Below are 25,672 nucleotides of genomic sequence, written 5' to 3'. Positions count from 1 at the left end.
CACATGACAACCGGCCGGGCCCTGCAGCTGAACTTGCTCGTCGCCTCGCGGAAGTGGCGACCGCCGGAGCGTGGACCAGGGCCGGCCTGATGCTCCGCTTCGAGGAAGCCGGTGCGCCGGATGCCGGACGAATCGCGACACGGCTCCACGACCTGATGCCCACGCCGCCGGCCGACGGCGCCGACAGCGTCTATCGGCTGCTGTCGGAGCTCCCGCAGATCGAGCAACCGGAGACGGTCGTCGAAGTGTCCGGCAGTGACTGGAAATTCGACGTCCCACGGTGGTCGCACACGGCGGGGGTCGCCGACGCGGTCGGTCTCACCCCCGCCGAACTCGACTGGTTTGCAGATCCCGGCGGATGGCTGCGCACGAAAGCGACTCCGCTGCAGCACTACCGCTATCGGATCCGATCGGACAACCGCCTGCTCGAGGCACCCAAGGACGCCTTCGAGAGGTGCAGCGCCGGATTCTGCGTTCGGTCCTCGACCGCGTCCCACCCCACGCCGCGCCGCACGGATACGTCCGAGGTCGCAGCGTCCACACCTTCGCCGCTCCCCATGCGGGGCACGACGTCGTGGTGCGCATCGACCTCCGTGCCTTCTTTCCCTCCGTCTCCCAGACGCGGGTGAGGGCGGTCTTCGATGCCCTCGGCTACCCGAACGCGGTGTCACGCGTGCTCGCCGGACTCTGCACCACGGGCACCCCGCCGGGTGTTCTCGCGCAGCTTCCCTTCGATGCGGCGAGTCGACTCCGGGGTGCGCACCTGCCGCAGGGCGCACCGACCTCGCCGGCGCTCGCCAATCTCGCCGCCTACCGGCTCGACCGCAGACTGACCGGACTCGCGAGAACCCATCGGGCCTGCTACACGAGATACGCCGACGACCTCGCGTTCTCCGGCACGGAACTGGCGGTGGACCGACTGATCCACGCCGTCGGCCGGATCGTTGCGGACGAAGGCTTCTCCGTGCACCCGGCCAAGACCCGGATCATGCGGGCGCACCGACGCCAGCACCTGGCCGGGCTGGTGGTCAACACCCGTCCGCAGGCGGCGCGCGCCGAATACGACGACCTGAGAGCCCTGCTCTTCAATTGCGCTCGCTACGCACCCGATTCGCAGAATCGTGACGGCAGAACGCATTTCCGTGAATACGTCTACGGACGCATCGCCCGGGTCGGGGAATCCAACGCGAGCAGGAAACGGTCGCTGCACGCACTGGCCGCCCGGGTCGACTGGGCAGACCCGCGCCGCTGATCGGCCGCGCGGTCAGCCGCGGCCGATGTACGGCATGCCGGTGGCCATGATGGTCATCGTCGGCACGGTGACGTCCAAGGGGAGTTCGACCAGTCGGGTCACTGCGTCCGCGACGTACCGCGGGTCGAAGGTGGGTTCCGCTCGCATTGATCCGTCCGGTTGCCGGGCGGATTGGCCGATGCCTTCGGTCATGGCGGTTGCGGCGTTCCCGATGTCGATCTGGGTGCAGCAGATGTCGTGGTCGCGTCCGTCGAGCGCGATCGACTTGGTCAACCCCGACACCCCGTGTTTAGTTGCCGTGTAGGCGACGCTCGCGGGTCGTGGCGTGTGGGCGGACAGTGAACCGTTGTTGATGATGCGTCCGCCGCGTGGTGTCTGGGCTTTCATCATTCGCACGGCCTCCCGGGAGCAGAGGAAGACGCCGGTCAAATTGGTGGCGACTGTTCGGTCCCAGTCCTCCGGTTCGATCTCGTCCACCGCGCCGGACGGGCCGAAGGTGCCCGCATTGTTGACGAGTACGTCGAGGCGGCCGAATCGTTCGGCCACGGCGGCGAAGAGGCTGTGCACCGACTGCGGCGACGAGACGTCGGCCGGCACCACGACTGCGTGTTCGCGACCGTGCGCTGTCTCGTCCAGCTTTTCCCGCGCCCGCCCTGTCAGCACCACGTGATGCCCGGCGTCGAGCAGTCCGGTCGCGATCGACCGACCGATTCCCGAGCCGGCACCCGTCACCACGATCACCCGTTCCGTCACATCCACTCCCTTGCATCACGTAGTTCCGAACAGCTGTCGGAAGCCCCCGAATTGTCGCCGATCGGCGGCGTCGCTGCGGCTGTTCACGCGTTCCGTTCGCGGGTGTCGACGAGAACGCGGGGGGCTCTCAGGAATCACGGTGCGCCTAACACTGGAGCGGGGGGCGGTGGTCGGCTTTCCTGTCCGGGTGACCATCGCAGACATCGCACCTCGCACGGCGCTGCAGCAGCGCTACTGGGACCCCGCCCTCACCGAACCCGCGCAGTGGAATCCGGTTCTCGAAGCCCTGCACTCGCACCGGTCGGTCCGCCGCTACCTACCCGATCCGCTGACCGACGAGACGCTCGACGTGCTCGTGTCGGCCGGGCAGTCGGCCGCCACGTCGTCGAACCTCCAGGCGTGGAGCGTCGTCGCGGTCCGCGACCCCGACAGCAAGGCTCGTCTGGCCGCACTCGCGGGCGACCAGGCCCACATCATCGAGGCTCCCGTCCTGCTGGTCTGGCTCGCCGACTTCGCCCGTGTCCGCCAGCTCGCTGGCGACCGCGGCGCGCCGATCGAGGGCGCCGACTACCTCGAGAGCAGCTATATCGGGTTCATCGATGCCGCCCTGGCGGCGCAGAACGCCGTGACCGCGGCGGAGTCGCTCGGGTTGGGAACGGTGTTCATCGGGGCGCTGCGCAACAAGCCCGAGGAAGTCGCGGCGGAACTCGGCCTGCCACCCCACGTGTTCGCGGTGTTCGGGCTCGTCGTCGGGCAGCCCCATCCGGACGCCGACGCCCAGATCAAGCCGCGCCTGCCCCGAGCTGCGGTGTTGCACCACGAGAAGTACGACCTGCTCGCCCAACGCGACCACGTCGACGCCTACGAGGGGCGGATCGCTGCCTTCTACTCGGCGCAGCAGCTCGAACATTCCTGGATCGAAAGGGTTCTGGACCGACTCGCGTCCGCGACGCGGCTGAACGGGCGGGATCGGCTGAAGGAATCGCTCGTTCGTCTCGGGTTCCCCCTTCGCTAGAGGTGTGACGCGGCCGCCGGTGCACGGTGGCCGTTTGAAGTTCGAAACCCGGTGGGTGGCTCTGCGGGACCACCCACCGGGTCACCTGCCGCAGCCCTTGACTCGTGAGCCATTCCACTAGAACTGACTTCATGGAGCGGATCCGTAGGGGACGCCGTGGACAGTGCCCGGTTTGGTGACGTCTCACTGACCTATGAGCTGCGCGAGGGCGGTGAGCGCGTCGTGCTCCTACACGCCGGTGCCTTCGTCTCGTGGTACGACCCACTGGTCGCGCAGCTGATGGAGTATTCGACCTTGCGGGTCATCGCTGCCTACAGATCAGGCGACAAGGCCGCCGCGGTGGACGGGTTCCTGCGCCATGTGTGCGGCGATGGCTACCGTGCCGTGCTGGACCGGGTGATTCCCCACGCCTTCGACGAGGAGCTCGACGAGGCTGACTTGTTCTGCCGAGCTGAGATGCCGGCCGTGCAGCAGCGGAGTTTCGGGGCAGGGGAGGCCCGGGCGCATCACGCGGCCGGTGCTCAATGTGCTCGGTGCCGAGAGTTGCGCGCGGTTCGTCGATGGAAGCGAGCTCGTGCAGCGCTGGTTCCCGCGGGCCGAGCGCCTCACCGTGCCGGGGGCCGGGCACCTACTGATGGTGCAAAACCCGACGGCATCGGCGCGGGGCCTGAAGGATTTCTTCTCGCACCATCTGATCGGACACCTCGGTCCGCTCGAGGTCAGTTAGCGGCGACCAGCATCGTCGTTCTGGTGTTCGGGCTTCGGTGACAGTTTCTCGATTGATGGACACAGACCCCGGGGGAGTCCCCGGACCGATACCGGGGACTCCCTCCTGTGCGAGGGTTTCGCGCTGTGGTCAGTTGCCGAACCGGAACCGGAGGCGGATTACGCGTCCGAATGCAGCGAGCACCTTCGCGAAGTCACGGAGGCCGGCGGTACTGCCGGTGACGATGACGATGACGATGACCGTGACCAAGCAGGCGCTCACGAAGAAGATGAAGCAGGCGGCGATCAGCAGGGCGATCAGGACTTCGGGCTGGACCATGTGGACCCCTTTCTGTTGTGGACACACGACGACAGCGACCGTTCTGGTGCTGCCCGATGAGTGATCTCCAACAGAGGGGCGGGCCCTCTCCCCACCTCGGGTGGGATACCCAAATCATCACCTGGAGCTGGCGGTTTCGTCAATAGCGGATATCGGAAACGGTGGGGTCGGCCGGCGCAAGCGTGCACGGTTCTCGCCGTGGCCACGTGCCTCCATCGGCGCTTCAAGCTCCACTCGACGAGCACCGGAGCCTTCCGCACCCGGCTAGGGCGCGGCGATGCCGGACCAGATGGTCGAAGCGACGCGGTGGGCGAGATCTGCGGTGTCGGTGTCCCCGCGGAGGAAAGCCGCGTGGTTCGCACTCGGCTTCGTGGCCGCGGGAATCGTCTCCGGCGTGGTCATCCCACACTTGGGCTGGCGCGCGATGTTCGTCATCGGAGGCATCGTGCCGTTGGTGCTACTCATTCCTCTGCTGCGTTACTTCCCCGATTCACCCCGCTACCTACTGATGCGCGGCGCTCCCACCCGTGCACATGCCACCCTGCGCCGCATCGACCCCGGCCTGCCCGCCGATACGGTCATTCGGACCGACTACTCGAGTGCCGAGGAACCCGGCCGTGGGAAGGTTCCGATGGTCGTCGATCTGGTACGCGGCAGGTGGTTCCTGAGCACCCTCCTGCTGTGGACTGCCTTCGCGGCAAATCTGGCGGCCTTCTACGCAATTCAAAGCTGGCTTCCGACGATTGTCGGCTCGCTGGGAGCGCCGTCACGCGTCGTTATCGCCTCGACCGTCTTGACCACGATCGGCGGGATTCTGGCAGCAATCATCATCGGTCCCGCGATGGACAAGACCAACCCGTTCCACACTCTCGGCATCGTCTATCTCGGCGGTGCGGCCTTCGTCGCGGCACTGGGGTGGGTCATCGGTGGCGGCAGCACCTGGGCACTTCTCGGAACCGCATTCCTGACGGGCACGTGTGTGACCGGCGGGCAGATGAGCGTCATCGCCCTGGCAACTGTGCTGTATCCACCCGGCATGCGGTCCACCGGAGTCGGCTGGGCCCTCGGGATCGGGCGCCTCGGCGGAATCGCCGGCCCGTTGATCGTCGGGTCTGCCCTCGGCGCCGGCTTCCTCCCACGCGACGTCTTCTTCGCGCTGGCGGTGGTTCTGGTCGTCGCCAGTATCAGCGTCCTGATGCTCGAACGTCGCTCTCGCGCCTGACGACGTGCGCGAGCGGGAGCCAGAGAATCTCGATCGACAGCGGGCGCTTGCCGATTGGTTCAGTATGTCGTGGGGGCCGTGACCGGGGAACGTTCGGCGATCTGCGCCCACGATATGCCCGCCGCGAGCGGCAGCGTGGCTGTCAGAGTCCACGGTTCCACGGAATCGCCGTACGCCGTTCCCGAGGAGGACATCCGCCACGACGCACCTGTCCGGAACCAGTCCACGACCGCTACCGTGCGAAAGGTGGAACTCATTCTCGCTGCCTCGGCCGAATTCGAGCGCGTGGTGCGCCAACTCCCGGTGGACTCATGGGACCTGCCCACACCGTCACAGATTTCGGTGCGCGACCTGGTCGAGCACGTCGTGGTGGGGAACCGCTTCACTTCGCTCCTGCTTGGCGGCGTCGGTCGTGAACAGGCCCGGAACATGCTCACGGATGACCAGCTCGGAGACGACCCGGTCGCCGCGGTGGCCGAATCGTCACGACAGCAGGCCGAGGCCTTCGCCGCCGCACCACCGGAACAGCCAGTTCCGGGCCCGAACGGCGACGTCCCCGCCGAGGCGTTCCTGCGCTTCCGGCTCGTCGATCTCGTGGTCCACGCGTGGGACCTCCTCCGCGCGGCGGGCCTCGATGAAACTCTTGATCCGCCTGTGGTCGCCGGACTGTCGCGCGTGGTCGAACCACATCTGGACGACATGCTCGCCTTCGGTGCGTACGGCGAGGGCCCGAGCGACACATTGCCTCCCGACGCTTCGCAGCAGACCCGACTCCTCGATTGGTTCGGACGACGGCCCTAGCCCAACGCCAAGCGATCGAGGACCTCCCGCCGAGGATCCGCGTGCGGAACCGCCTGTCCCTCGGCGCGCTGTCGGCCACTCCAACGCGTCCCCGCCCTAGGTCCGACAATGCTCGACGACGACAAGGCCTTCTTCCCCGTCAATCAGGGCGCCGTCACCCCACCGAGGCGTCCGGATTCAGTCGTGGCCGTTCTTGTTCCAGAGCTGATGGGTGAGACCGCTGGGTGAGGTGACGGTCTCGACTGTGAAGCGGTCTTCGATGCCCTCCAAGCCCTCCCAGAGGGATACGCCGCGCCCGAGGGTGATGGGCACGATCACCAGGTGCATGAAGTCGATCAGGTCGGCTTGCAGAAACTGCCGCACGATCGAGGGTCCTCCGCCGATACGGACGTCCTGACCGTTCGCTGCTTCCTGGGCCATGCGCAGCACCTCATCGGGTGGCGCGTCCACGAAATGGAAGCTGGTTCCGTTGGGGAAGTCGATGCTCGGGTGTGGGTAGTGGCTCATGACGAACACCGGTGTCTGAAATGGCGGTTCGTCGCCCCACCAGCCCCGCCACCCGTCGTCGGGCCAATCGCCGCTGTGGGGTCCGAACTTGCGGCGCCCCATGATCTCCGCGCCGATGCCCTGGCTCCACAGGCTGGTCACGGCGCGGTCCAGGGTGATCGGGGCGTCTACCCGGTCGACCCCGTGGATGACGCGTCCGTCGAACCAGTCGAATAGCCGTTGCGCACCGCCGATCGGGGCGTCGAAAGTCACGTGCTCGCCGGCGGCGTAGCCGTCGAGGGAGATGTTCATGTTGTGGATGCGGGTGCGGGGCATGGGCGCCTCCTCCAATGATCGGATGGACCGGGATACAAATAGACAGACCGGAAGAGATGGCTGGACTCATCGCGAACGTCGAAATCGTGTCCCGTCGGCCGATCTGCTTCCGAATGGTGCAGTGCCGCCAAAGGCGGTCAGCCCAGTCTGGCATTTCTTTGCACTCAGGGCTGATACCACTACGCAACGAACAGTCGAAGCCCAGTGACGACATCGACAGCAGGGACGCGGTTCCCTCTGAGGAGCCGGACGAAGGCCGAAAATGACCAGAGCCGTGATCCGAAAACCTACCGAGGTGCACTGGCGAGTCGCGCGCCCGACGCCACCACGGTCGCCCGGCCGAAGGGGCGGATCGGGGCGATCGCCGTGCTTCGCGCAGTAGACTGACGGCCCCGATAAGGAGGACTCGATGCTGGTCTTCGGCGAGCCGTACGAGGCGAGTAACGGCACGGTGATCATCACTGTGTCGCGGACAGGTTGGGGTCGACGAGGTGAGCGTCCGGTCGGCATCTACACAGTCGGTGCGGAGGGTGTTACGTGGACGCCCGCCGTCGATGCGAGCTGGCACGCGTTGATCGGGGTCTGCACGGGTTTCGCGGCGGCCGTCATCGGCACGATCGCGGTGTTGCGGCGACCGCCATGGCCGGAGATGACCGAGCGGGTGATGACCGCGCTTGCTCAGGCGCGGATCGCCGAAAGCCGGCATAAGTAGGACAACTATCCGCCGCCGGTATGGGCACCGCCGCGCTCAGAGGGTGAAGCGCAGCAGAGAGACGCCGTTTTCGAAGCTGCGGGCCTGCGCCAGCTGCAGTTTCCGCATGGCGTAACCGTCGGGGAACAGCCGTCGTCCCCGACCCTGCACGGTGGGGTACACGAACATCCGGTACCCGTCGACCAAGCCGGAGACGATCAGGGTGTGGGTCAGCGTGATGCTGCCCGCCTCAGCTGGTCGGGACTGGCGGCTGGAGCGGCGCCGAGGAAGGCTCCGACAGCGGAGGCGGGGGTGGCTGTGTGGTCGGGTTGTCCGACGGAACAGGCGGGGGCGGTTGTGTGGTCGGGTTGTCCGACGGAACAGGCGGGGGCGGTTGTGTGGTCGGGTTGTCCGACGGAACAGGCGGGGGTGGTTGTGTGGTCGGGTTGTCCGACGGCAGAGGCAGGGGCGGCTGCGGAGGCGGGACCATCGTGATGGTGGGTTCAGGGCTGGTGGACGGCAATGTCTCGGGCGGGAGCGGGAGCGTCGTCGTGGGTAGCGGCGGCAGTGACGTGGGCGGCTGTCCGGGAAGCTGCAGGTCGGTCGGCAGGGTTCCCGGCAACGGCTCGACTCCCGGCGCCGTCGTGGAACCGGGTGTAGCCGGCAATTCGATGGTCTGCGTCGGCGTGCCGGTGGTGGTGGTTCCGGGCGTCGTCGTCGCAGGCGGCGTGGTGGGAGTGATCTTCTCGACCTCCGCGGCGAGCTTCGCCCGCCACACGTCGAGTTCGTTGCGCGTGTCGGCGTCACGTACCCCGCCGGAACGGTCGGCGGCGTCCTCGAGCAGGTTCTTCGCCGCCGCCGCGTCGCCCGCGGCGATCAGCCGCTCGGCCTCCTGCAGCTGCGACGTGGTGTCAATCTGCGCGACGGTCGACTCGGCCTGCTGGCTGAACACGACCGACTTGACGCTCCACAGCGGATCGCCGGGTGCGGCGTTGTACGAGAAGATGGTGGCGCCACCCATGACGACCGCGATCGCGGCGGCAGCGCCTGCGATGGGTCGCAACAAGCGGAGCTTTCCGCGGGCGGCGCTGCGTGCGGAACGGGCGTCCGAGGCGTCGATCGCCGCGATCACGTCGTCGAGCAGCGGCCCGGTCGGCATCGGTGTCGCCACGATGTCGGCGCGCCAATTGGTCAGCAGGAGCGCGAGCTGGTCCTGTTCCGGCGAATCCGTTGCGACGGGACCGCCGCCGGCGATCGCGTCGATCAAAGCGTCGTCGCGGCGTACCGCCGCGACGTTCACCGGTGCGTCGTCTCCTGGGGGATCGGCATCGGGATCGCCGTTGCGCTTGATGCCCCTAGCCAAACCTCTCACCTGCCCTCGTTACCCGCGTGGCTCGTGTCGAGCCACGCGGACAGCTCCCGTGGTAGTACCCACGGCCGGGGTCGTTTTCTCGGCAGTTCGTTCATCTGCCTGCTCGCCTTTCGAGTCCAGCACCCGCTGTTCGGGTCCGTCATCGTTGACTACGACACCTAGTACGTCGGTGACGGGCTCCGACTTGTTACCGCATGTCAGAGAAGAGCGGCACGGAATCGGAACCCTGCAGTCGGTTGTGGGTTCCCCGGTGTTGTCCGCACGCCGTCGGTTGCCGGATGACACCCGTCCTCTGTGGGCCGACCCCGGCGCACTCGGGCGGTCCTGAGGCCCTGGGCCGGGGTCGACGTTTTTGCAAGGACATCGTCTTCGGGCTGGACGATCCTCCTAGGTGGATTATCCCACCGGTGGCCGGTACTCGGCGAGCCCCCGCAGTTGTCGCACCCGCCGCGGGCGAAGTGGGGGCGCTCAGCACGGTGATCATCCGTGCAGAGCCACGAGACAGTAGCGAGAGGGTAATCGAGGACCGGATCGCGTCGTGGCGACGAAGGTACCGTGGTCGGCAAGGGGATGTGAGATGAAAGTGACGGTTTCATGCCTTCCGGCGGCACGGCGAACGTGGGGAACCTCCCCTACGAATTGACGAGTTTCGTCGGCCGCCGTCATGAGATCGCCGAGATCCGCCGTCTACTGTCCGTGTCGCGGCTTGTGACGTTGACCGGTGTGGGGGGTGTGGGAAAGACCAGGCTCGCGCTGCGGGTCGCCGCCGATTCGTCTCGTGCGTTTGACGACGGTGTGTGGTCGGTCGGGTTGGGGGAACTGTACGACCCGGGCGCGGTCGTCGACACGGTGCTCTCGGCGTTGAACCTGCGCGAGGGCCCCGGCGCCCCGGAAACGCAGCTAGTCGAGTATCTGACGCCGCGGAAGTTGTTGCTCGTGCTGGACAACTGCGAGCACCTCGTCGGCCCGGTCGCAAACCTCGCGGAAACCCTTCTGCGCAGCTGTCCGGACGTGCGGATTCTCGCGACCAGCCGGGAGCCGTTCGGAATCGGGGGCGAGGCCGTGCTGCGGGTGCCGCCGCTGACGCTGCCGGAGGCGAGGCAGCGGTCGGTGGCCGGCGGGGGGCTTGGCCATTACGAGGCGATGACCCTGTTCACCGAACGCGCGGCGACGGCGGTGCCGGGTTTCGAGATCACCGAGAGCAACGAGGGCGTTGTCGCGGCGATCTGCCGGCGCCTGGACGGTCTGCCGCTGGCGATCGAGTTGGCGGCGGTGCGGCTGCGGGTGATGTCGGTCGAGCAGATCCTGCACCGATTGACCGACCGCTTCACCTTGCTGACGACGGGTAGCCGCGGTGCGCCGTCCCGCCAGCAGACTCTCCTGGGGAGTATCGACTGGAGCTACGACTTGTGTACCTGGGCGGAGCGGGAGATGTGGGGACGGCTGACGGTGTTCGCCGGCGGCTTCGAGCTCGACGCGGCGGAAGGGATCTGTTCCGGCGGCATGACGCGGGAACAGGTTGTCGACGTGGTGGCGTCGCTGATCGACAAATCGATCCTGCTCCGGGAGGAGACGGGAGGTGCGGCGCGGTACCGGATGCTCGAGACGCTGCGTGACTACGGGGTGGAACGGTTGCAGGAGACCGGCGAATTCGCATCATTGCTGCGGCGGCACCGGGACTGGTACGCACGCCTGGTGCTGCGGGCGGAGTCCGATTGGATCAGTTCGCGGCAGCTGTCCTGGACCCTGCGCCTCGACGCTGAGCAGTCCAACGTCGTTGCGGCTCTGCAGTTCTGCCTGACCGGCCCGCTCGAGGCGAACGCGGGGATTCGGATGGCGGGCGCGATGTACCCGTACTGGCGGGTGCGGGGCAAGCCGCGCGAGGGGATGCGGTGGCTGGCGCAGCTTCTCGCGGTGCGCGGCGACGAACCCGGGCTCGAACAGATCACGGCGTTGTACGTGCTCAGTGTGCTGTCCGGGCTGCACGGTGACGCTGACGCGTCGGCAATCTATGTTCAGCGCGGCAGTGCCCTGGCGGCGCAGCTCGGCGATCGCACCGCCGCGGCACTGATGGACGATGCCGCCGGCCAGCACGCACTGATCACCCTGGATGCCCGGGCAGCGTGTAAGCACTTCGAATCCTCGCTCGCAGTGTTCCGAGACGACGGCAACGTGCTGTACATGATCTGGTCCCTGTCCGGGCTCGCGGCGGCCAGTGACGCGGCCGAAGACTGGGCGCGGAGCGAGGAGTGTCAGCGCGCGATGCTTGCGCTGACCGAATCGCGCGGCGAGTTCATGTACCGGGGCTGGGCGCTGTGGGGTGCGGGGATGGGGGCGTGGCGGCGAGGCGAGTATTCCGGGGCGAAAGAGCTTGTCATGCAGGGGCTGCAGCTCGCCCGGTCAGTTGATGACCGCACCGGCGGCGCGGGGTGCATCGAGGTCCTGTCGTGGGTCGCGGTGGATGAGGGTGCTCCTCGGCGGGCGGCCACGCTGATGGGTGCCGCTGAGGCCCTCGCGCGGGCCGGCTGCAGCCCCAGCATCCTCTACCCGAGGCTGCTCGTCCACCACGCCCGGTGCGAGGAGAAGGCCCGCGGGGCAATCGGTGACCGCGCGTTCGAGGCAGAGTTCGGGCGCGGTCTCGGGATGCGGTTCGAGGAGGCCGCCGGGTACGCCCTCGACGAGAGTGGTCCGACCGCCGCGGCGGTCGGGCCGGGGTCGACGCCTCTCACGCGGCGGGAGCGGCAGGTCGCCGAGCTGGTCGCCGAGGGATTGACCAACAGGGCGATCGCCGACAAACTCGTCATTTCCCAGCGCACCGCTCAGGGCCATGTCGAGCACATTCTGTCCAAACTGGGGTTCACCTCCCGGACTCAGATCGCGGCCTGGGTCATCGAACACAGGCAGGGCGAGTCCTGATCTTTCATGCCACCGGGTCCGCGGAACAAGTTCCGGCACAGGTCGTTCGGCTCGCATGGACGGCGGAGTCTTACCGCGGGGCTCCGGTAGGCTGGGTCAGTCGGCGTTGACGGGCTCGGGCTCGGGGTGGTGTGAGGGGCTTGCTCCTCACCACCCCCGATTTCACTTGCTGCGGGCACGTTGCACACCACTGGCGAACGGTGGTGTTACTACAGATCGCTCTGGTGGACGCTGAACGTGGCGAGTCGCGTTTTCATGCGGGGTTTCTCAATCCGACTGGGCAGTGCCCGATGCGATAGCGCCCAAGCGCTGGGGAGCGAGTCCCCGGCTGTCGGACTCGCTGCGAACTTGGGTTGGCGGAGACGTGACTCGGAGGGGCTGCTCGGCGGGCAGTGCGTGAGGGTTTGAGCATCGGCGACGGGGCTGGGCATCGGGCCGTGCGACGCTGAGAACCAGATGCTGGACATACTCATCACGGGTGGGTCGAGCGGTAGCGGGCGGCTTTCGCTTGGTTGCCGCAGGTCTTCATGCTGCACCAGCGGCGACGGCGGCTGCGGGAGGAGTCGATGAAGAACCAGCCGCAGCTGTCGCAGGCGCGTACTCCTTGCGGTGGTGGGGCGAGCACGAGGGTGATGGCGCGCAGCGCCAGGATCGTGAACACGCCCTCAGCGGCCAGTGGAGTCATGGAGCCGTCGGACGCAAGGTTGATGGTGTCGCTGCCGCGACGGGCGGTGCCGAGTAGCCGTGCGAAGGCGTCCGCGGGGATGTTGTGGCCGTCCTTCTGCGCGTCGAAGACTGTCCAGAACAGCGCACGCAATGCGCGAGCCTCCTGCAGGGCGGCCGCGGTGTCGGCGAAGGCGCGTTCCGGAGGCTCCGTCGCAGGTAGCAGGTGGGCCCGGTCGAGCCAGGTGACGAGTGCTTCGGCGTTGGTGAACAGCTCGGCGCCGAGTTCGGGCGTGCGGCGGTAGACGGTGTTGGCGAAGTCGAGCGCGGCGTCACCGGCGATGAAGTGGTCCTCGACCCAGGCCGTGGCGGTGGTCACGGCAGCTCGTAGCGCAGGACAGGGCGGTCGTGCTTAGGCCTGGCAACCTCGGTGAACCCGGCTGCGGTGAAGGCGCTGGCGATGCCGGTCATCGCCGTGTCCCGTCCCGCCGTGCGCCCAGCAGGCGGTTCGACCGGATACGCCTCGACCGTTCGTGTCTGCGGGGTCTCGGCCAGGTAGTCGCACACCGCGGCGATCCACGCCGCCAACAGACCGTCACCCCGGTGATCCTTCTTGATGAGCAGGCACGCAAGCGAGACCACGGGTTTGTCGTCGACAGGTTTCAGGAGCGCCGAGCGCTGCATGCGGGGAAGTCCGAGCGATACCCGAAGGCGCACCAGGCCACCGGCTCGGCATCGAGATATCCCACGACTCCCGGTGGCGTATCGCGCTCGGCAAGGGCGCGCATGGCGGCCTTGTTGCCGTCGCCCTTGTTCTCCATCCACTCGGCGATGCTCAACCGCCAGTGCATGCACCAGCAGCCGCCGGCACCGCCGCGCGCGCCCATGACGGTCTCGAAGTCCTCCCAGGTATCTGCCGCAAGCGGTCGGACCGAGAGCTCTGGCGCGTGTATCACAGCGGACTCCGTCGTCTCGTGGGTGGCGGCTAACTCCGTGTAATAACCACATTACGAGCTTTTACAGGTTACAGGGTTGGGTCATCCCGCTGATCACGACAGCCTCCGGCGTGAACGTCCCGTATGACCAAGCAGGGGCGGCCTACCTCAGGGAGTCGGCTACGACGAGGCTGCTTTCGGTGAATCGGCGAAACGCCATCGACGCGCTCGCGCACGCCGCCGAGGCGTTCTACCGCATCGTCGATCGGTAGAGGATGGAGCGGGTCATCCCAGTTTTGGTCGCGCCCTGGATACAAACCACCAGCGGGGACGATCCGGCCGTCAGGCGTCGGGTCCAATCCAGTCGGTGGCGGGCAGAATTTGTCACACTGGCTTCATGAATGATGTCTGGCCGATCGTGCATGCGGAGCGTGCGGCGCTGATCGATGACCTCACCGACCTCACCGACGACCAGTGGGACCACCCCTCACTCTGTGGTGACTGGACCGTGCACGACGTCGCCGCACACTTGATCAACAACGCGAAGACAACCCGCCTCGGCATCGTGCGCAATATGGCCCGGGCGCGCTTCAACTTCGATCGCCAAAACGCCCAAGGCGTCGAACGCGAACGCGGCGCCACACCCCGCCAAACGCTTGCCCGGCTTCAGCAGGTAGCAACACGTACGTCGACGCCGCCAGCACCGCTCGACAGCAGACTGGTCGAAGAGGTCGTCCATGGCGAAGACATCCGGCGGCCGCTGGGCATCAACCGTATATATCCGTCGGAGGCGGTCGTCAGATCGTTGCGGTATCAGGCGCGCACCCCGGTATCCCTGGGGGGTGCGAAGCAACTCATTGACTCGGTCCAGTTGCGGGCCACCGACGCAGACGTGTCGATCGGCGATGGCCCAGAAGTCTGTGGCCCGGCACTATCACTGCTCATGGCAATATCGGGGCGCAAGTCGGCGCTGGGCGATCTCGACGGCCCCGGAGTATCTGCGCTGACGTGACGGTCTGGCCGATAGCGCCCCGATGGCCTGTGACAGGTCCGCGCCGCGGTCCGCGTTCGCGATGACGATGGACCCGGGTGAGGTATCGACAGGCCCGCATCAATTGTCTGTTGCTCATCCCGGATTGTCCGCAAGCCGAACCTTCACCGGGCGAGACAGGCGCACAGCGCATTGCGGGCAGCAGCCGGCGCCCTTTTCGAAGCACGCTGGTCAGGAAGCAACCGTGGTCGCGTCGAGGACCAGCTTCCCTCGGACGTGTCCTGCCCGGCCCTCTTCGTGGGCAGCTTGCGCCTCGGCGAGGGGATACACCGAGCTGACCGTGGGCCGCACTCTGCCGTCATCGACGAGCCGGGAGATCTTGGTCAGCGTGTCAGAATTCGGTTCGACGCTGAAGTGTCGCGTTCGTATACCGCGTCGCTCGGCTTCGGCCTTGACCACGTCCGGGACCTCTGCCGGCAGGGCGACGAGAACCCCGGCTCGCGTCAGCACGTCGAGGGACCGCTGTTGGACTTTGCCGCCGACCGTGTCGATCACGGCATGAACCGGAGCCACCGACGTCTCGAACCGCTGCTCGCGGTAGTCGACGAACTCGTCGGCGCCGAGCGAGTTCACGTACTCCCGGTTGGAGCCGGACGCGGTTGCGACCACGTGCGCTCCCAAGGCCTTCGCAAATTGCACGGCCAGATGGCCGACACCGCCCGAGGCGGCATGGATCAACACGCGCTGCCCTCGTTGTAGACCGGCCTCGTCGACGAGGGCACGCCACGCCGTCAATCCGGTCATCGGCACCGCCGCCGCGTGTATGTGGTCCAGGATGGGCGGCTTGGTGACGACCTGACTGGCGGGGACCGCCGTGTACTCGGCGTAGGCGTTGCCGGGTTCGGGCAGCCGAACCATTCCGTAGACGCTGTCGCCCTGCTGGAACCCGCTGACGCCGTTACCGACCACTTCCACTGCTCCCGAGATGTCCCACCCCGGAATCCACGGCAGCAGAACATCGGGAAACTGTTCGAACCCGCCTTCTCCCAGCAACCAGTCCAACACGTTGACCCCTGCAGCTTGCACCCGCACCACGAGTTCGTCCCCGGCAGGCTCCGGACGGGGGGCATCCTCGTAGACCAGATTCTCCGGTCCGCCATAGGCGTGGAGCCGCACCACTTTCATTTCTTCCATGTTCCTCTACCTCTCCGGCCTCTGTCACGCCGGTGACGGACGACAGAAGAGATGTCAGGAATCTCAGACAGAAATGCGGTGGCCGAACCGTGAGACAAACCAGAACCACCGCAGGCGCGCGTTGACCCTTCCTTGCGAACGACGAGAACGCCTCGTCCACAAACGAATCCACTATTCGCCGAAGCCGGGCGCCTTCCGGTGGCCGTGGCCGTCCTACTCCGAAGCTGTCTTCGGCTCATCGACTGGCCGAGCTGAGCAGCCCCGACCAGTGAACGACACTGCATGCGTCGAGGCTCGAGCGGGGCTCACGGCGGTGTCAGGGCATACCGGGCGATCACGTCGGGCAACCAGTCGGGTTCGCCGAATTGCAGACCGTAGCGCTCGGCAAGTGCGGCGATCTGGGTGACATCCGGTTCGCCGGCGGCGACCAGTTCGGACATTTCCAGGAAGCAATGTTCGAAGCCTGCCGGACTGATGATCTCGATCATGCGCGCCGGGACGGTGCCGGCGTTCCACATGGCGTGCATCTCACCCCGGGGTTTTGTGATGTATCCGCCGGGTTCGAGAACGGCCTCCCGGTCGCCGGAGCGGAATCCGATCACACCCTGAGTAACTATCGAGAATTCGTCCTCCCGCGTATGCAGATGCGGCGGCACCAGCGCACCGACCGGGAACGGGTGCTCGACGACCGACAACACCCCACCGGTGTCACGGCCCCACAGCTTGAATTCGACCCCGATCGGGCCCAGGTCACCGGTCTGCCCGGCCCCCGGCGGCACGACGACCAGCGGTGGGGGATCGGTTGCGCTCATGCTTCTCACCTACTTACCGACTTGACAGATCGGGTCACAAGTTCCCTGCTCAACTTTCCGCCGACGGCGCAGGCATTGTCAACGTTCGCGGGGCGCTCCATCGGGTCCGCTCAGCCACAACGGTTGCGCGGCGATCCGCCTCGCTTTCGGCGCAGAGTCCGCCATCCACAGACGGTCCAGCTCCAGTCGACTTTCGTACGCGACATGGTCGCTGTTGGCAAACCGACCAGAACAGCGTAGTGCCGCCGGTGGTGATGACTTCGAACCATACGAACAGGCCGTCCGTGGACAACTTGACGTGAGGTCTGTCGCCGGATAATGCCTCCGGCGGCTTCATGATTTCGGTGCTGGCGGCAACGGTCCACGGTTTCGGTCTGCCTGTGGTCGAGGGAGGCTCTGCACGACTGCTGGAGGCCTTTCGAGGACTACTCGACGAATTGGGCGTCGAGGTGCGTCGATCTGGACCAGGTGCGATCGGTGGTCGGTTCCGCCTTCTTACTTCATACGCTCGAACCCACAGGTGGCGACGGTGCGGCGTCCTGCAGGTTTCACTCGGCCGCCGCCGGAACTATCGGCCTGCACTACCTGGAATACGGCACCGGTATGCGCATTCGCCCGAGCGATCTCGACGACTTCTATCTCGTTCAGATTCCCCTCTCTGAAGTGGCGGAAATAAATTGGGGTGCAAAAACATTCGAGTCAACACCGGCTGTCGCATCGATCCTCCAACCCGGAGGGTCGACGACCATGGAATGGCGCAAGGGGAACCGGCAGCTGATTGTTCGGATCGATCGCCAGGGTCTGGAGCGGCAAGTACAAGAGGCGCTCGGGGCCCCGCTCCGCGAGCCACTCCGGTTCGACCTTCGAATGGAACTGGAGCGAACCGGCATTCGCTCTTGGCGCGACGTGCTCGAGCTATTGCGGGGCGAAATGGAAAACGGTGGCTCACTGTCGAACGAGCCGATCGTTATGAAAGAGTTCGAGCGGCTTCTGCTCAGTCAACTCATTGTGGCCCAGCCCAATAACTACACAGAGGCGTTGCAGCGGCCAGTGCCGGCGGCGCCTCGAACGATTCGCCGCGCGGTCGAAATACTCGAACACCACGCGGACGAACTGCTCACTGTCGAGGATGTCGCATCGGCTACGGGCATCAGCGTTCGGGCGCTTCAAGACGGTTTCAAGAAGTACTACGGCACGACCCCGATGGGATATCTGCGCGAGGTTCGCATGAAAACTGTACGCGCCTGGCTACTCGACGCCGATCCGTCGACGACGACGGTTTCCGATGCGGCGAGCAGGTGTGGATTCGTGCATCTCGAACGCTTCTCCGTGCAGTACCGAGAGAAGTTCGGCGAGACGCCCCCGGCAACACTCCGGCGATGAAGGTGGGTTGCCCGTAATTCACCGACGGCCTGCGGGCGCTGCACAATCTGTAGGAACAGTGCCACCCAAGCCAAATCCACGAAGCTGTCCATGTCGCGGTGTTCGGCGTCGCCGATGCCCCGGGATCGAGGTTCGGTACAGGGAGTCGGTGTGCACGATGCATCGCGGCGGGGCTGATGAGCCGAGACACGTGTGAGGAGTACGGGATCTTCGGTGATGGATGCCTCGTACAAGAGCGGTCACTACGAATGCCGTGCGCTTACAGTTGCAGTCCACGAAAGACGAGCGCAATCGTGAGCACCGCGAGGGGCGGGATGTTCTCCGCGTGCGCACCGTGCGTCGAGATGAGCAGATGCGGATTGGGGCTGGTCGGCCATTCCTCCGACTGAGCTGCGGCCGACGAGCTGGTGCTGCCTGCGTTCGACCCGAACTTGGCTGACCACGTCGTAGGGACGAACGGTCTTGATCGGCAACTCGAAATGTTCGGCGACCCCACCGAGCCCGCTTGCGTCGCAGATACCCGGAGGTCTCGACGCTGTTCAGAGATCCCGGGACAATTCCCATGACGACCGTAGGTCGAGCTGCAACTAATCGGCACAGCCTCCGTGCACGGCACCTTCGACTCCATGGTTCGATGCGATCAGGATCGCCGCCTCGAGATAGACAGAGGCGGATTGCGGGAGTTTCGGGTGTTGCAGTCGTCTTTGCCGTTCAGGACGGCCGCGGACATCGGCGGGAGGGCTGGTGAGATTGCGACGCCGCAAGTGGTACTCGGCCGCCGGGCTCATCTCAGCAAACAGTGTGGCCTGCCGTGAAGTCCGGCGGCACACAGGCGGGGGTACCGCCCGGTTCGTCAGGCGTGGGCGGAAGCCAGTATTTTCCGTGCCCGTTCCGCGACGGGGAGGTCGACGAATTCGCCTCCGGACAATCGCACCGCAGCGCCGCCGGCGTGCTCGAATGCGTCGACAACCTTTCGTGCCCAGTCAATTTCGTCCTGTCGCGGACTGAACGTGGTGTGGATGGCTGGAAGCTGAGCGGGGTGGATGGCGGACTTGCCGAAAAGGCCGAGGTCACGGCTGTGGGCGGCCTGGCGGACGAGTCCGTCGGTGTCATGGATGTGCGGGTAGACGCTGTCGATCGGTGGGGCGATGCCGGCCGCGCGGGCCGCGACGACGAGGTGGGAGCGCGCGTACTGCATGGGAATGTCGCCGTCGCCCGTGCCGAGGTCTCTTCTAAGATCGATACCGCCGAGCGCGAGATGCGTGACCGCCGGGTGGCCGGCGATCGCAAAGGCGTTGGCAACACCTTTCGCGGTCTCGATGGCGCAGATCAGTGGCTTTCCGGGCGCCCGGTCCGTGACCCAGCGGATGTCGTCGAGTGTTTCGACCTTGGGGATGCGGATGCCGTGCGCGGACGTGGCGACGGCCTCTAGATCAGCGTCCGCCAGTTCGGTCCCCGGCGCGTTGATCCGCACCCATGCGGTTCGGGTGGTGATGACGGATGCGACGTTCGCTCTCGCGGTCTCCTTCTCGGTAGGAGGTACCGCGTCTTCGAGGTCGAGGATGACGGCGTCCGCGCCGGCGTCGAATACCTTGCTGAGCAGTTTCAGGTTGTGGCCGGGCGCGAACAGGTAGCTGCGGTCCATCACAGGACGCCCTTCTCGGTGAGTGCGGTCAGTCGGTCCGGGTCGATGCCGAGAGTGTTCTGGTAGAACTGCTCGTTGTCCTGGCCGAGTCGGCGGCCGGCGAAGTTGATCGCACCGGGTGTTCCGAGCATGCGGAGCATGAGGTTCTGCATCTTGATCGGGCCGAGGTCCTCGTCGTCGATGGTGGTGATGCAGTCGCGGTCGAGGACGTGCGGATCGTTCATCAGTTGCGCGACGTCGTAGATCGGTGCCAGTGCGGCGCCGACGCGTTCGAATTCGGCTGTGACCTCGTGCAGCGGTCTGTCTGCGATCCATTTGGCGACCGCCTCGTCGAGCAGGTCACCGTTGCGGCTGCGTTCGCCGGCGGACTCGAACCAGGGTTGTTCGACGATGTCGGGTCGGCCGACCAGGCGCATGACCCGCGCGGCCACGGAGGTGGCGCTCGCGGAGATGGCGACCCACCGCCCGTCCTTGGTGAGGTAGGTGTTGCGCGGGGCATTGTTCGGGGAGCGGTTGCCGTTGCGGCCGGCGATGGTGCCGAGCTGGTCGTGCGCGGTGGGGCCGGGGCCGAGGATCCCCAACAGCGGCTCCAGCAGAGATAGGTCGATGACCTGACCTTTGCCGTCGCCGGCCGGACTGTTGCGGTGCAGCAGCGCGGTCACCACGCCGAAGGCGCCGGCAAGTCCGGCGACACCGTCGGCGAGACCGAACGGCGGCAGCGTTGGCGGACCGTCCTCGCTTCCGGTTTGGTGGGCAAATCCGCTCATTGCCTCGGCGAGGGTGCCGAATGCTCGGCGTTCGGCGTAGGGTCCGGACTGACCGAAGCCGGTGACCCGCAGCATGACCAGTCCTGGGTTGAGGTCACGGAGCCGGTCCGGGCCGAGGCCCCACTTCTCGAGTACGCCGGGGCGGAAGTTCTCCACCAGCACGTCGGCATCGACGACGAGATCGCGGAGCATCTGCTGGCCCTCGGCCGTGCCGAGGTTGAGGGTGATACATGTCTTGTTCCGGGAGATGACCTTCCACCACAGTCCGTGGCCATTCTTGCGTGCTCCGTGTGTGCGGGCGGGATCGCCGGTGGGGTGCTCGATCTTGATGACGTCGGCGCCGTAGTCACCGAGCATCATCGCAGTGATCGGTGCCGCATAGACGGTACTGATGTCGAGGACACGAATGCCGTGCAAGGGACCGCGCGCCGGAGTAGAGCCGACGCCCGTGGTCTCGTCGGCCTGGTCGTCAGGCGAGTGGATGTCACTCGGGTGTGCAGTCATGGGCTGTCCTCGCGTGTGGGGTGAATTGATACGGGGTGCGGCGCTTCGCTGCGGACGAGTGTCGCCCGACGGGTGGGTACCAGCAGGTGTCGCGGTGCGGCCGGGCGTGCGGAGCCGCCGCTGCCGCCACTTCAGACTGACACCCGCACGGTTCAACTACAATCACGGGTATGTCGACAGACGTTAACTTCTTCTAAAGTCTGGAGGTGGGTGGGTGCTGGACACGACCAGGATGTTCACGCTGCGCGAGGTCGCCGAGCACGGCTCGATCACCGCGGCAGCGGCGGCGCTCGGGTACACCACTTCGGCTGTCTCCCAACAAATCGCCAAGCTGGAGAAGGAAGCCGGCCAACCACTCCTCGAGCGGCACGCGCGCGGCATCGTGCTGACCGAGGCCGGGTGGTCGGTGGTCCGGCACACCGAACGCATCCTGATCGAACTCGAGGCCGCCGATGCCGAGCTTGCGGAGATCAAAGGGCTGCGCGCAGGTGTGCTGGCGATCGGCACCTTCCCCACGGCCGGTTCGTCGCTGCTGCCGCTCGTGGTCAAGGAATTCAAGACTCGGCACCCGGGCGTCGAGTTGAAGGTGCTCAGTGGCCGGTTCGCGTATCTGGTCGATGCGCTTCGCCGCCGGGAGACCGAGCTGTCGTTGTTGTGGGACTACGAATGGAACCGGGTCGACGACCCGACGTTGACCTACCACCACGTGATGAACGATCCGACGGTGCTGCTGGTGTCGGAGCGGCACCGCCTGGCCGACCGCGACTCGATCAGGATCGCCGAATTGCGCGACGAGTCGTGGGTGGTCCGCGCCGACGATCATCCGGTCGCACAGACACTCGAAAAACTCTGTCAGCAAGGCGGTTTCACACCACGCACCAGTGTGTTCGCGCACGATTACGGTGAGGTGCAGGCGATGGTAGCCGTCGAACTCGGTGTGGCCATCGCACCGCGGCTGGCCGTGCTCAATCTCCGGCCCGATGTCCGGTCGATTCCCCTCGCCACCCGCCCGCCGCAACGGCGGATCCTGGTCGCGCATCTGACCGAGCGGCGCCTGAGTCCGGCGGCGCAGGAAGGGATCGCGGTGTGCGCTGCCGCCGCCCACCAACTGCAGGAGGGATTCGAGGCCGGATAGTGCCCGAGCCGATCGTCGGTCAGATTCGGGAGATGCCGAACGCGTCGGCGAGGTGGATGATCTTCTCGGCCCGGCCGAGCCGGGGCAGGTCGCTGCCGTCGCGGACAACCCGGCCGCGGGCGTCGAAATCGTCGAGGAATTCCCGCGCCCAGGTCACGTCCGAGGGCGTGGGGCTGATGGCCTCGTTGATCACCGGCAGTTGATCGGTGTCCAGGCACAGCTTTCCGGTCAAGCCGAGGGACACGGATACCGCGGACTGTTCGCGCAGCACGGTGTGGCTGTTGCTGACGGTGGGCCCGTCGATCGGTCCCGGCAGATCGCCGATTCGGCTGGCGACCACCAGCCGGGAGCGAGGGTAGGCCATGGCGAGGTCGTCCGCGCTGGTGCCGGTGTCGCGGCGATAGTCGCCGCTGCCGAAGGCTAGCCGGAACACGCCGCGGGCGCAGGCAATATCACCGGCCCGGTCGATGCCGAGGGCGGATTCGACCAACGCGAGCACCGGGGTGGATCCGCCGAGCCGGTCGAAGGTTTCGGTGACATGTTCGGCGGCTTCGGTTTTTGCGAGCATCACCCCGGCCAGTCCCGGAAGGCCGGCGAGGCGATCGACGTCATCGCTCCAGTACGCCGAGGACCGGTCGTTGATCCGCACCCAGGCCGAGGTGTGCTCGAGCCAGGCGGCGACCTCCTCCCGCGCGGCGGATTTGAGTTGGGGATCGACCGCGTCCTCGATGTCGAGGACGATCTGGTCCGCGCAGGAGCAGTCGGCCTGGTCGAACAGGTCCGTTCGGGTGCCGTTGACCAGGAGCCAGGATCGGGCGATCCGCGTGTCGACCGGCCGGGGCGCGATCGCGATCTTCTCGGGCATCAGGTGTCCTCACCTATCACGGGGCCGGTGCGGTGCGGGGTCCTCACCGCGCGGACCCGACCAGTGCCGGAGCCGGTGCCGGGGCGGTGACGAATAGTTCCGCCGACGCGATGCGGCGGGCCGCCCGGTGCAGGGTGACCGATTCGAGGATTCCGTCGGCCGAGGTGGCGAGGTCGACATCGAGGACTCCGGCAGGTGTTCCCACCCGCAGCGATCCCGGCCACCGGACCTGCGTGTTGGCGGTGACGACACCGGCCACGGTGGACGCCGCAGCGACGGCGACCGCGGACGTGAGCCCGATCGCCGGGTGCGGGGCGAGCATCGACAGCATCCGGACCGAGACGTCGTAGTCGTCGGCGCTGATGTCGACGCCGGCGCTGGTGCGGTAGTTAGCCGGCGGGCCCACGACACCAACTTTCGGAATCGCATGGGAGATGGGATCTCCCGGCTTGCTCAGTCCCATCCGCAACGATGATTCCTGTCGTAGCCGGAGCAGCAACGGCAGGTGTTCGGCGATGGTCTGGTTGTCCTCCGCGCCGGTCAGCCCGAGGTCGGCGGCGTCGAACAACGCCGCCGGGGCTCCGGCGACGACCATCGTGGCTCGGTACGTGTGGTCGGCAATCGAGATCTGGTCGGCGGCGGCGCCGGTGGGCAGGAGCGTGGTCGCACCGGCGGCGAGACCGGTAAAAGTGAGACCAACCGGAACCCCCAATGCGCTGGTACCGGGTACGGCCGCGTCACCCTCGGTGGGGATCATCCCGCCCGGGGTGGCGATCTCGGCGTGCAGGATCGCGCCGGTGTTCTGGTTCCGCATCCGCACGGTCGTCGCCCGGGGATCGACCGGAACGAACCCGGACTGCAGCGCGTACAACCCGATCGCGGTGGCGCAGTTGCCGCAGTTGCTGCCCCATTCGACCCGGCGGTCACCGATCGCGACCTGCGCGAACAGGTAGTCGACGTCGATTCCGGGTTCGCTGGAGCGGCGCACGATCGCCGCCTTCGAGGTGGTCGAGCTGCCGCCGCCGACACCGTCGAGCTGACGCGGATCACCGGAGCCGAACGCGGAGGTCAAGATGGCATCCAGGCCGCCGGCCTGGGCAATGAGTGGATCGACGTCGAAGGCGTTGAACAGCCAGCATTTGCTGGTTCCTCCCCGCATCCAGGTTCCATGAAGTGTGAACACGGTCCGGCCCACCTTTCGGGTTTGAAGAGTCTGTGAGGCACCGCTGGAGGCTCTGATCGGATGGGGAGCGTGCTTCCCAGCGGTGTCCCACTACCCACCCTGACTGACATCAGGGTGGAGAACAATGGCGAATAAGTCGATGAGGGTTAACTTCAGCTAAACCCTCGCGGGCTGTCGACGCGTCAGACCAGCGTCGGGACGACCACCAGCACCAGCCAGCACAGAGCCGGGGCGATCGCGACCACGATCCCCGCGTTGAGCAGCAGCTGGCGGTAGAACCGGGGACGCTCGATGTTCTGGGCATTGGCGAGGACGAGTGCGCCGTTGGTCGAGAACGGGGAGACGTCGACCACGGTGGCGGAGATGGCGAGGGCGGCCACGAGTCCGACGACCGGCAGTGCTCCGGTTTGCAGCAGTGGAAGCGCGAGCGGGATGACCGCGGTGAGAAGCGCTGTCGACGATGCGAACGCCGAGGTGACGCCGATGACGTAGCAGAGGACGACGGCGACCAGCAGCGGTGCGCCGATCGTGATCGCCATCTCGGCGAGGTGATCGATCGTGCCGATCTCCTCCATCAGCGAGATGTAGGTGACCATGCCGGCGACGAGCAGGACCGTGGACCAGCTGATACCGGCGATGGCCTCACTCTGCTTGGACAGATCGGTGAAGGCGAGGATTGCACCGGCCGCGATGGCAACGAAGCTGATCGGCATGTGCAGGACCAGGACCAGCACCAACACCGCGCCAATCAAAACGAGGGTGAGCTTCTGGACCCCGGTGACCGGCAGCACGTCGTGATCGGTGACGGCCTCGGTGCGCGGTGTCCGGATGAGTACCTGGGTACCACCCGTGCCGGACGAGCCACCGGCCGGGGTTCCCCCGGGTCCCGCGATCGGGGTGCCGGCCGCGCTCCCGCCGCCGTCGGGCTCGATGCCGGCGCTCGAGCCGGTAGCGGTGAATTCGAGGTCGTTTCGTACCCGGGCGAGGATGCCGTAGCCGACCACGGTCAGGACCGAGAGCAGCAGGTTGATGCCGTAGCTAGCGAAGAACAGGGTCCAGGGGGCGATCGTCAGGCCGCTCGACTCGACGATGTCACGGACGAGGACGCCGGAGACCGAGATCGGCGAGAACGCTCCAGCGTGCGCCCCGTTGATCGTCATGATGCCCATCACCAGCGGGCTCATCCGGGTCCGGGCGGCGAACGACATCGCGGCCGGTGAGATCAGAGCGACGGCGGCCGGGCTGAACGTGCCCAGGGCGGTGAGCACCGAGGCGCAGAAGAAGAACACCCACGGGATGACCGTCACCCGTCCGCGAACGCCACGTATACAGGCGTTGACGAGCAGATCGATAGTCCCGTTCTTCTTCGCCATACCGAAGAAGTAGGTGACGCCGATGATCGTCAGCACGATCGAACTGGGGAACTCGGCGAGGATTTCCTTGTCGTCGTAGCCGAGGAGGAAGTACCCCACGACGAACGCGCCGATAAACCCCAGGATGCCGATGTTGATGGGGAAGAAGGTGGCTATCACGAACATTGCCACCAACGCGATCAGTGGCAGTATCTCGATGGAAGTCATGGGCGTACTTTCGGTTCGCTGCGGGGCCGGTCGAACGGCGCCTGGACGGCGGCCGGTCGCGACGGACAGACATGAATACGGTTCGGAGCCACGCGATACGGATCGGGAGCTATCACTCCCGCCGGC

Annotated in this window: 27 protein-coding genes and 1 pseudogene; 11 read left to right on the top strand and 17 right to left on the bottom strand. The window is 66.5% G+C overall.

The window, feature by feature from the left end:
• Window positions 1-358 precede the first annotated feature (358 nt).
• Window positions 359-1,252 carry a reverse transcriptase family protein gene (locus RHA1_RS03805; RefSeq protein WP_237726846.1) on the top strand — a complete coding sequence of 298 codons (894 nt, stop codon included), beginning with the start codon at window positions 359-361 and terminating at the stop codon, window positions 1,250-1,252.
• 12 nt (window positions 1,253-1,264) lie between these two features.
• Here the strand turns inward: RHA1_RS03805 and RHA1_RS03800 are convergent, their stop codons facing one another.
• A complete protein-coding gene (locus RHA1_RS03800; protein WP_016880725.1) occupies window positions 1,265-2,011 on the bottom strand; it encodes an SDR family oxidoreductase in 747 nt (248 codons plus the stop codon).
• Between the two features lie 160 nt (window positions 2,012-2,171).
• Here RHA1_RS03800 and RHA1_RS03795 point away from each other — a divergent pair, with 160 nt between their 5' ends.
• Window positions 2,172-3,020, top strand: coding sequence for an NADPH-dependent oxidoreductase (locus tag RHA1_RS03795; RefSeq protein WP_016880724.1), 849 nt, complete (start codon window positions 2,172-2,174; stop codon window positions 3,018-3,020).
• Between the two features lie 318 nt (window positions 3,021-3,338).
• Here the strand turns inward: RHA1_RS03795 and RHA1_RS49305 are convergent, their stop codons facing one another.
• Window positions 3,339-3,530: a hypothetical protein gene (locus RHA1_RS49305; RefSeq protein ID WP_148228372.1), complete on the bottom strand. Its 192-nt coding sequence runs from the start codon at window positions 3,528-3,530 to the stop codon at window positions 3,339-3,341.
• A gap of 7 nt (window positions 3,531-3,537) precedes the next feature.
• Here RHA1_RS49305 and RHA1_RS49300 point away from each other — a divergent pair, with 7 nt between their 5' ends.
• On the top strand, window positions 3,538-3,747 hold the full coding sequence (locus RHA1_RS49300; protein ID WP_016880722.1) for an alpha/beta fold hydrolase: 210 nt from the start codon (window positions 3,538-3,540) through the stop codon (window positions 3,745-3,747).
• Between the two features lie 129 nt (window positions 3,748-3,876).
• On the opposite strand, the gene RHA1_RS44445 is transcribed toward RHA1_RS49300, so the two are convergent.
• A complete protein-coding gene (locus tag RHA1_RS44445) occupies window positions 3,877-4,065 on the bottom strand; it encodes a hypothetical protein (RefSeq protein ID WP_009473436.1) in 189 nt (62 codons plus the stop codon).
• 277 nt (window positions 4,066-4,342) lie between these two features.
• Here RHA1_RS44445 and RHA1_RS03780 point away from each other — a divergent pair, with 277 nt between their 5' ends.
• On the top strand, window positions 4,343-5,287 hold the full coding sequence (locus RHA1_RS03780; protein ID WP_011594036.1) for an MFS transporter: 945 nt from the start codon (window positions 4,343-4,345) through the stop codon (window positions 5,285-5,287).
• 59 nt (window positions 5,288-5,346) lie between these two features.
• Here RHA1_RS03780 and RHA1_RS49295 read toward each other — a convergent pair whose 3' ends face one another.
• Window positions 5,347-5,544 carry a hypothetical protein gene (locus RHA1_RS49295; RefSeq protein WP_148228371.1) on the bottom strand — a complete coding sequence of 66 codons (198 nt, stop codon included), beginning with the start codon at window positions 5,542-5,544 and terminating at the stop codon, window positions 5,347-5,349.
• Here RHA1_RS49295 and RHA1_RS03775 point away from each other — a divergent pair.
• A complete protein-coding gene (locus tag RHA1_RS03775) occupies window positions 5,534-6,088 on the top strand; it encodes a TIGR03086 family metal-binding protein (protein WP_029538116.1) in 555 nt (184 codons plus the stop codon). The two genes, RHA1_RS49295 and RHA1_RS03775, sit on opposite strands and share 11 nt — an antisense overlap.
• Window positions 6,089-6,265: 177 nt before the next feature.
• Here the strand turns inward: RHA1_RS03775 and RHA1_RS03770 are convergent, their stop codons facing one another.
• A complete protein-coding gene (locus tag RHA1_RS03770) occupies window positions 6,266-6,910 on the bottom strand; it encodes a dihydrofolate reductase family protein (protein ID WP_011594034.1) in 645 nt (214 codons plus the stop codon).
• A gap of 409 nt (window positions 6,911-7,319) precedes the next feature.
• Here RHA1_RS03770 and RHA1_RS03765 point away from each other — a divergent pair, with 409 nt between their 5' ends.
• A complete protein-coding gene (locus RHA1_RS03765; protein WP_009473426.1) occupies window positions 7,320-7,622 on the top strand; it encodes a hypothetical protein in 303 nt (100 codons plus the stop codon).
• 36 nt (window positions 7,623-7,658) lie between these two features.
• On the opposite strand, the pseudogene RHA1_RS49290 reads toward RHA1_RS03765, so the two are convergent.
• Both RHA1_RS49290 and RHA1_RS03760 read right to left on the bottom strand, forming a co-directional pair.
• Window positions 7,659-7,847, bottom strand: a pseudogene (locus RHA1_RS49290) (dihydrofolate reductase family protein); the annotation flags it as partial.
• A gap of 4 nt (window positions 7,848-7,851) precedes the next feature.
• Window positions 7,852-8,973, bottom strand: a complete 1,122-nt coding sequence (locus tag RHA1_RS03760; RefSeq protein WP_011594033.1) for an anti-sigma-D factor RsdA — start codon at window positions 8,971-8,973, stop codon at window positions 7,852-7,854.
• A gap of 594 nt (window positions 8,974-9,567) precedes the next feature.
• Between RHA1_RS03760 and RHA1_RS03755 the strand changes: the two genes are divergently transcribed.
• The gene (locus tag RHA1_RS03755; RefSeq protein WP_011594031.1) at window positions 9,568-11,889 is read left to right on the top strand and encodes an ATP-binding protein; all 2,322 of its coding nucleotides are present in this window, start codon (window positions 9,568-9,570) and stop codon (window positions 11,887-11,889) included.
• A 472-nt stretch (window positions 11,890-12,361) separates the two neighbouring features.
• On the opposite strand, the gene RHA1_RS03750 is transcribed toward RHA1_RS03755, so the two are convergent.
• The 3 genes from RHA1_RS03750 to RHA1_RS44435 are packed head-to-tail and all read right to left on the bottom strand — an operon-like array spanning window position 12,362 to window position 13,508.
• Window positions 12,362-12,931: a CGNR zinc finger domain-containing protein gene (locus RHA1_RS03750; RefSeq protein ID WP_011594030.1), complete on the bottom strand. Its 570-nt coding sequence runs from the start codon at window positions 12,929-12,931 to the stop codon at window positions 12,362-12,364.
• Entirely contained in the window at window positions 12,928-13,236 is a 309-nt protein-coding gene (locus RHA1_RS44440; RefSeq protein ID WP_050787241.1) for a hypothetical protein, read from the bottom strand. Before RHA1_RS44440 ends, RHA1_RS03750 begins: the two co-directional genes overlap by 4 nt.
• On the bottom strand, window positions 13,215-13,508 hold the full coding sequence (locus RHA1_RS44435) for a hypothetical protein (RefSeq protein ID WP_011594028.1): 294 nt from the start codon (window positions 13,506-13,508) through the stop codon (window positions 13,215-13,217). The genes RHA1_RS44440 and RHA1_RS44435 overlap by 22 nt, the downstream gene beginning before the upstream one ends.
• 110 nt (window positions 13,509-13,618) lie before the next feature.
• Here RHA1_RS44435 and RHA1_RS50345 point away from each other — a divergent pair, with 110 nt between their 5' ends.
• A complete protein-coding gene (locus RHA1_RS50345) occupies window positions 13,619-13,759 on the top strand; it encodes a hypothetical protein (RefSeq protein WP_167540923.1) in 141 nt (46 codons plus the stop codon).
• Window positions 13,760-13,884: 125 nt separating this feature from the next.
• Window positions 13,885-14,499, top strand: a complete 615-nt coding sequence (locus RHA1_RS03740; protein WP_041811033.1) for a maleylpyruvate isomerase family mycothiol-dependent enzyme — start codon at window positions 13,885-13,887, stop codon at window positions 14,497-14,499.
• A gap of 210 nt (window positions 14,500-14,709) precedes the next feature.
• Here the strand turns inward: RHA1_RS03740 and RHA1_RS03735 are convergent, their stop codons facing one another.
• Window positions 14,710-15,672 (bottom strand): NADP-dependent oxidoreductase, encoded by a 963-nt coding sequence (locus tag RHA1_RS03735; RefSeq protein WP_011594026.1) that lies wholly within the window; start codon window positions 15,670-15,672, stop codon window positions 14,710-14,712.
• 305 nt (window positions 15,673-15,977) lie between these two features.
• Window positions 15,978-16,484, bottom strand: coding sequence for a cupin domain-containing protein (locus RHA1_RS03730; RefSeq protein WP_011594025.1), 507 nt, complete (start codon window positions 16,482-16,484; stop codon window positions 15,978-15,980).
• A 477-nt stretch (window positions 16,485-16,961) separates the two neighbouring features.
• Between RHA1_RS03730 and RHA1_RS03725 the strand changes: the two genes are divergently transcribed.
• A complete protein-coding gene (locus RHA1_RS03725; RefSeq protein ID WP_011594024.1) occupies window positions 16,962-17,867 on the top strand; it encodes an AraC family transcriptional regulator in 906 nt (301 codons plus the stop codon).
• An 853-nt stretch (window positions 17,868-18,720) separates the two neighbouring features.
• On the opposite strand, the gene RHA1_RS03710 is transcribed toward RHA1_RS03725, so the two are convergent.
• A complete protein-coding gene (locus RHA1_RS03710) occupies window positions 18,721-19,512 on the bottom strand; it encodes an HpcH/HpaI aldolase/citrate lyase family protein (RefSeq protein ID WP_029538111.1) in 792 nt (263 codons plus the stop codon).
• Window positions 19,512-20,783: a CaiB/BaiF CoA transferase family protein gene (locus RHA1_RS03705; protein ID WP_011594020.1), complete on the bottom strand. Its 1,272-nt coding sequence runs from the start codon at window positions 20,781-20,783 to the stop codon at window positions 19,512-19,514. The genes RHA1_RS03710 and RHA1_RS03705 overlap by 1 nt, the downstream gene beginning before the upstream one ends.
• 214 nt (window positions 20,784-20,997) lie before the next feature.
• Here RHA1_RS03705 and RHA1_RS03700 point away from each other — a divergent pair, with 214 nt between their 5' ends.
• On the top strand, window positions 20,998-21,918 hold the full coding sequence (locus RHA1_RS03700) for a LysR family transcriptional regulator (RefSeq protein WP_011594019.1): 921 nt from the start codon (window positions 20,998-21,000) through the stop codon (window positions 21,916-21,918).
• A 19-nt stretch (window positions 21,919-21,937) separates the two neighbouring features.
• On the opposite strand, the gene RHA1_RS03695 is transcribed toward RHA1_RS03700, so the two are convergent.
• The 3 genes from RHA1_RS03695 to RHA1_RS03685 form a co-directional block, all read right to left on the bottom strand.
• The gene (locus tag RHA1_RS03695; RefSeq protein WP_009473410.1) at window positions 21,938-22,783 is read right to left on the bottom strand and encodes an HpcH/HpaI aldolase/citrate lyase family protein; all 846 of its coding nucleotides are present in this window, start codon (window positions 22,781-22,783) and stop codon (window positions 21,938-21,940) included.
• Window positions 22,784-22,826: 43 nt separating this feature from the next.
• Complete coding sequence (locus RHA1_RS03690; RefSeq protein ID WP_081437406.1) at window positions 22,827-23,942, bottom strand: PrpF domain-containing protein; 1,116 nt, start codon at window positions 23,940-23,942, stop codon at window positions 22,827-22,829.
• A 206-nt stretch (window positions 23,943-24,148) separates the two neighbouring features.
• Entirely contained in the window at window positions 24,149-25,546 is a 1,398-nt protein-coding gene (locus tag RHA1_RS03685) for an SLC13 family permease (RefSeq protein ID WP_009473408.1), read from the bottom strand.
• Between the last annotated feature and the right edge of the window lie 126 nt (window positions 25,547-25,672).

This window comes from Rhodococcus jostii RHA1 (genome assembly GCF_000014565.1).
Lineage (GTDB): Bacteria > Actinomycetota > Actinomycetes > Mycobacteriales > Mycobacteriaceae > Rhodococcus_F > Rhodococcus_F jostii_A.
This window is presented reverse-complemented; position numbering and strand designations above follow the sequence as displayed.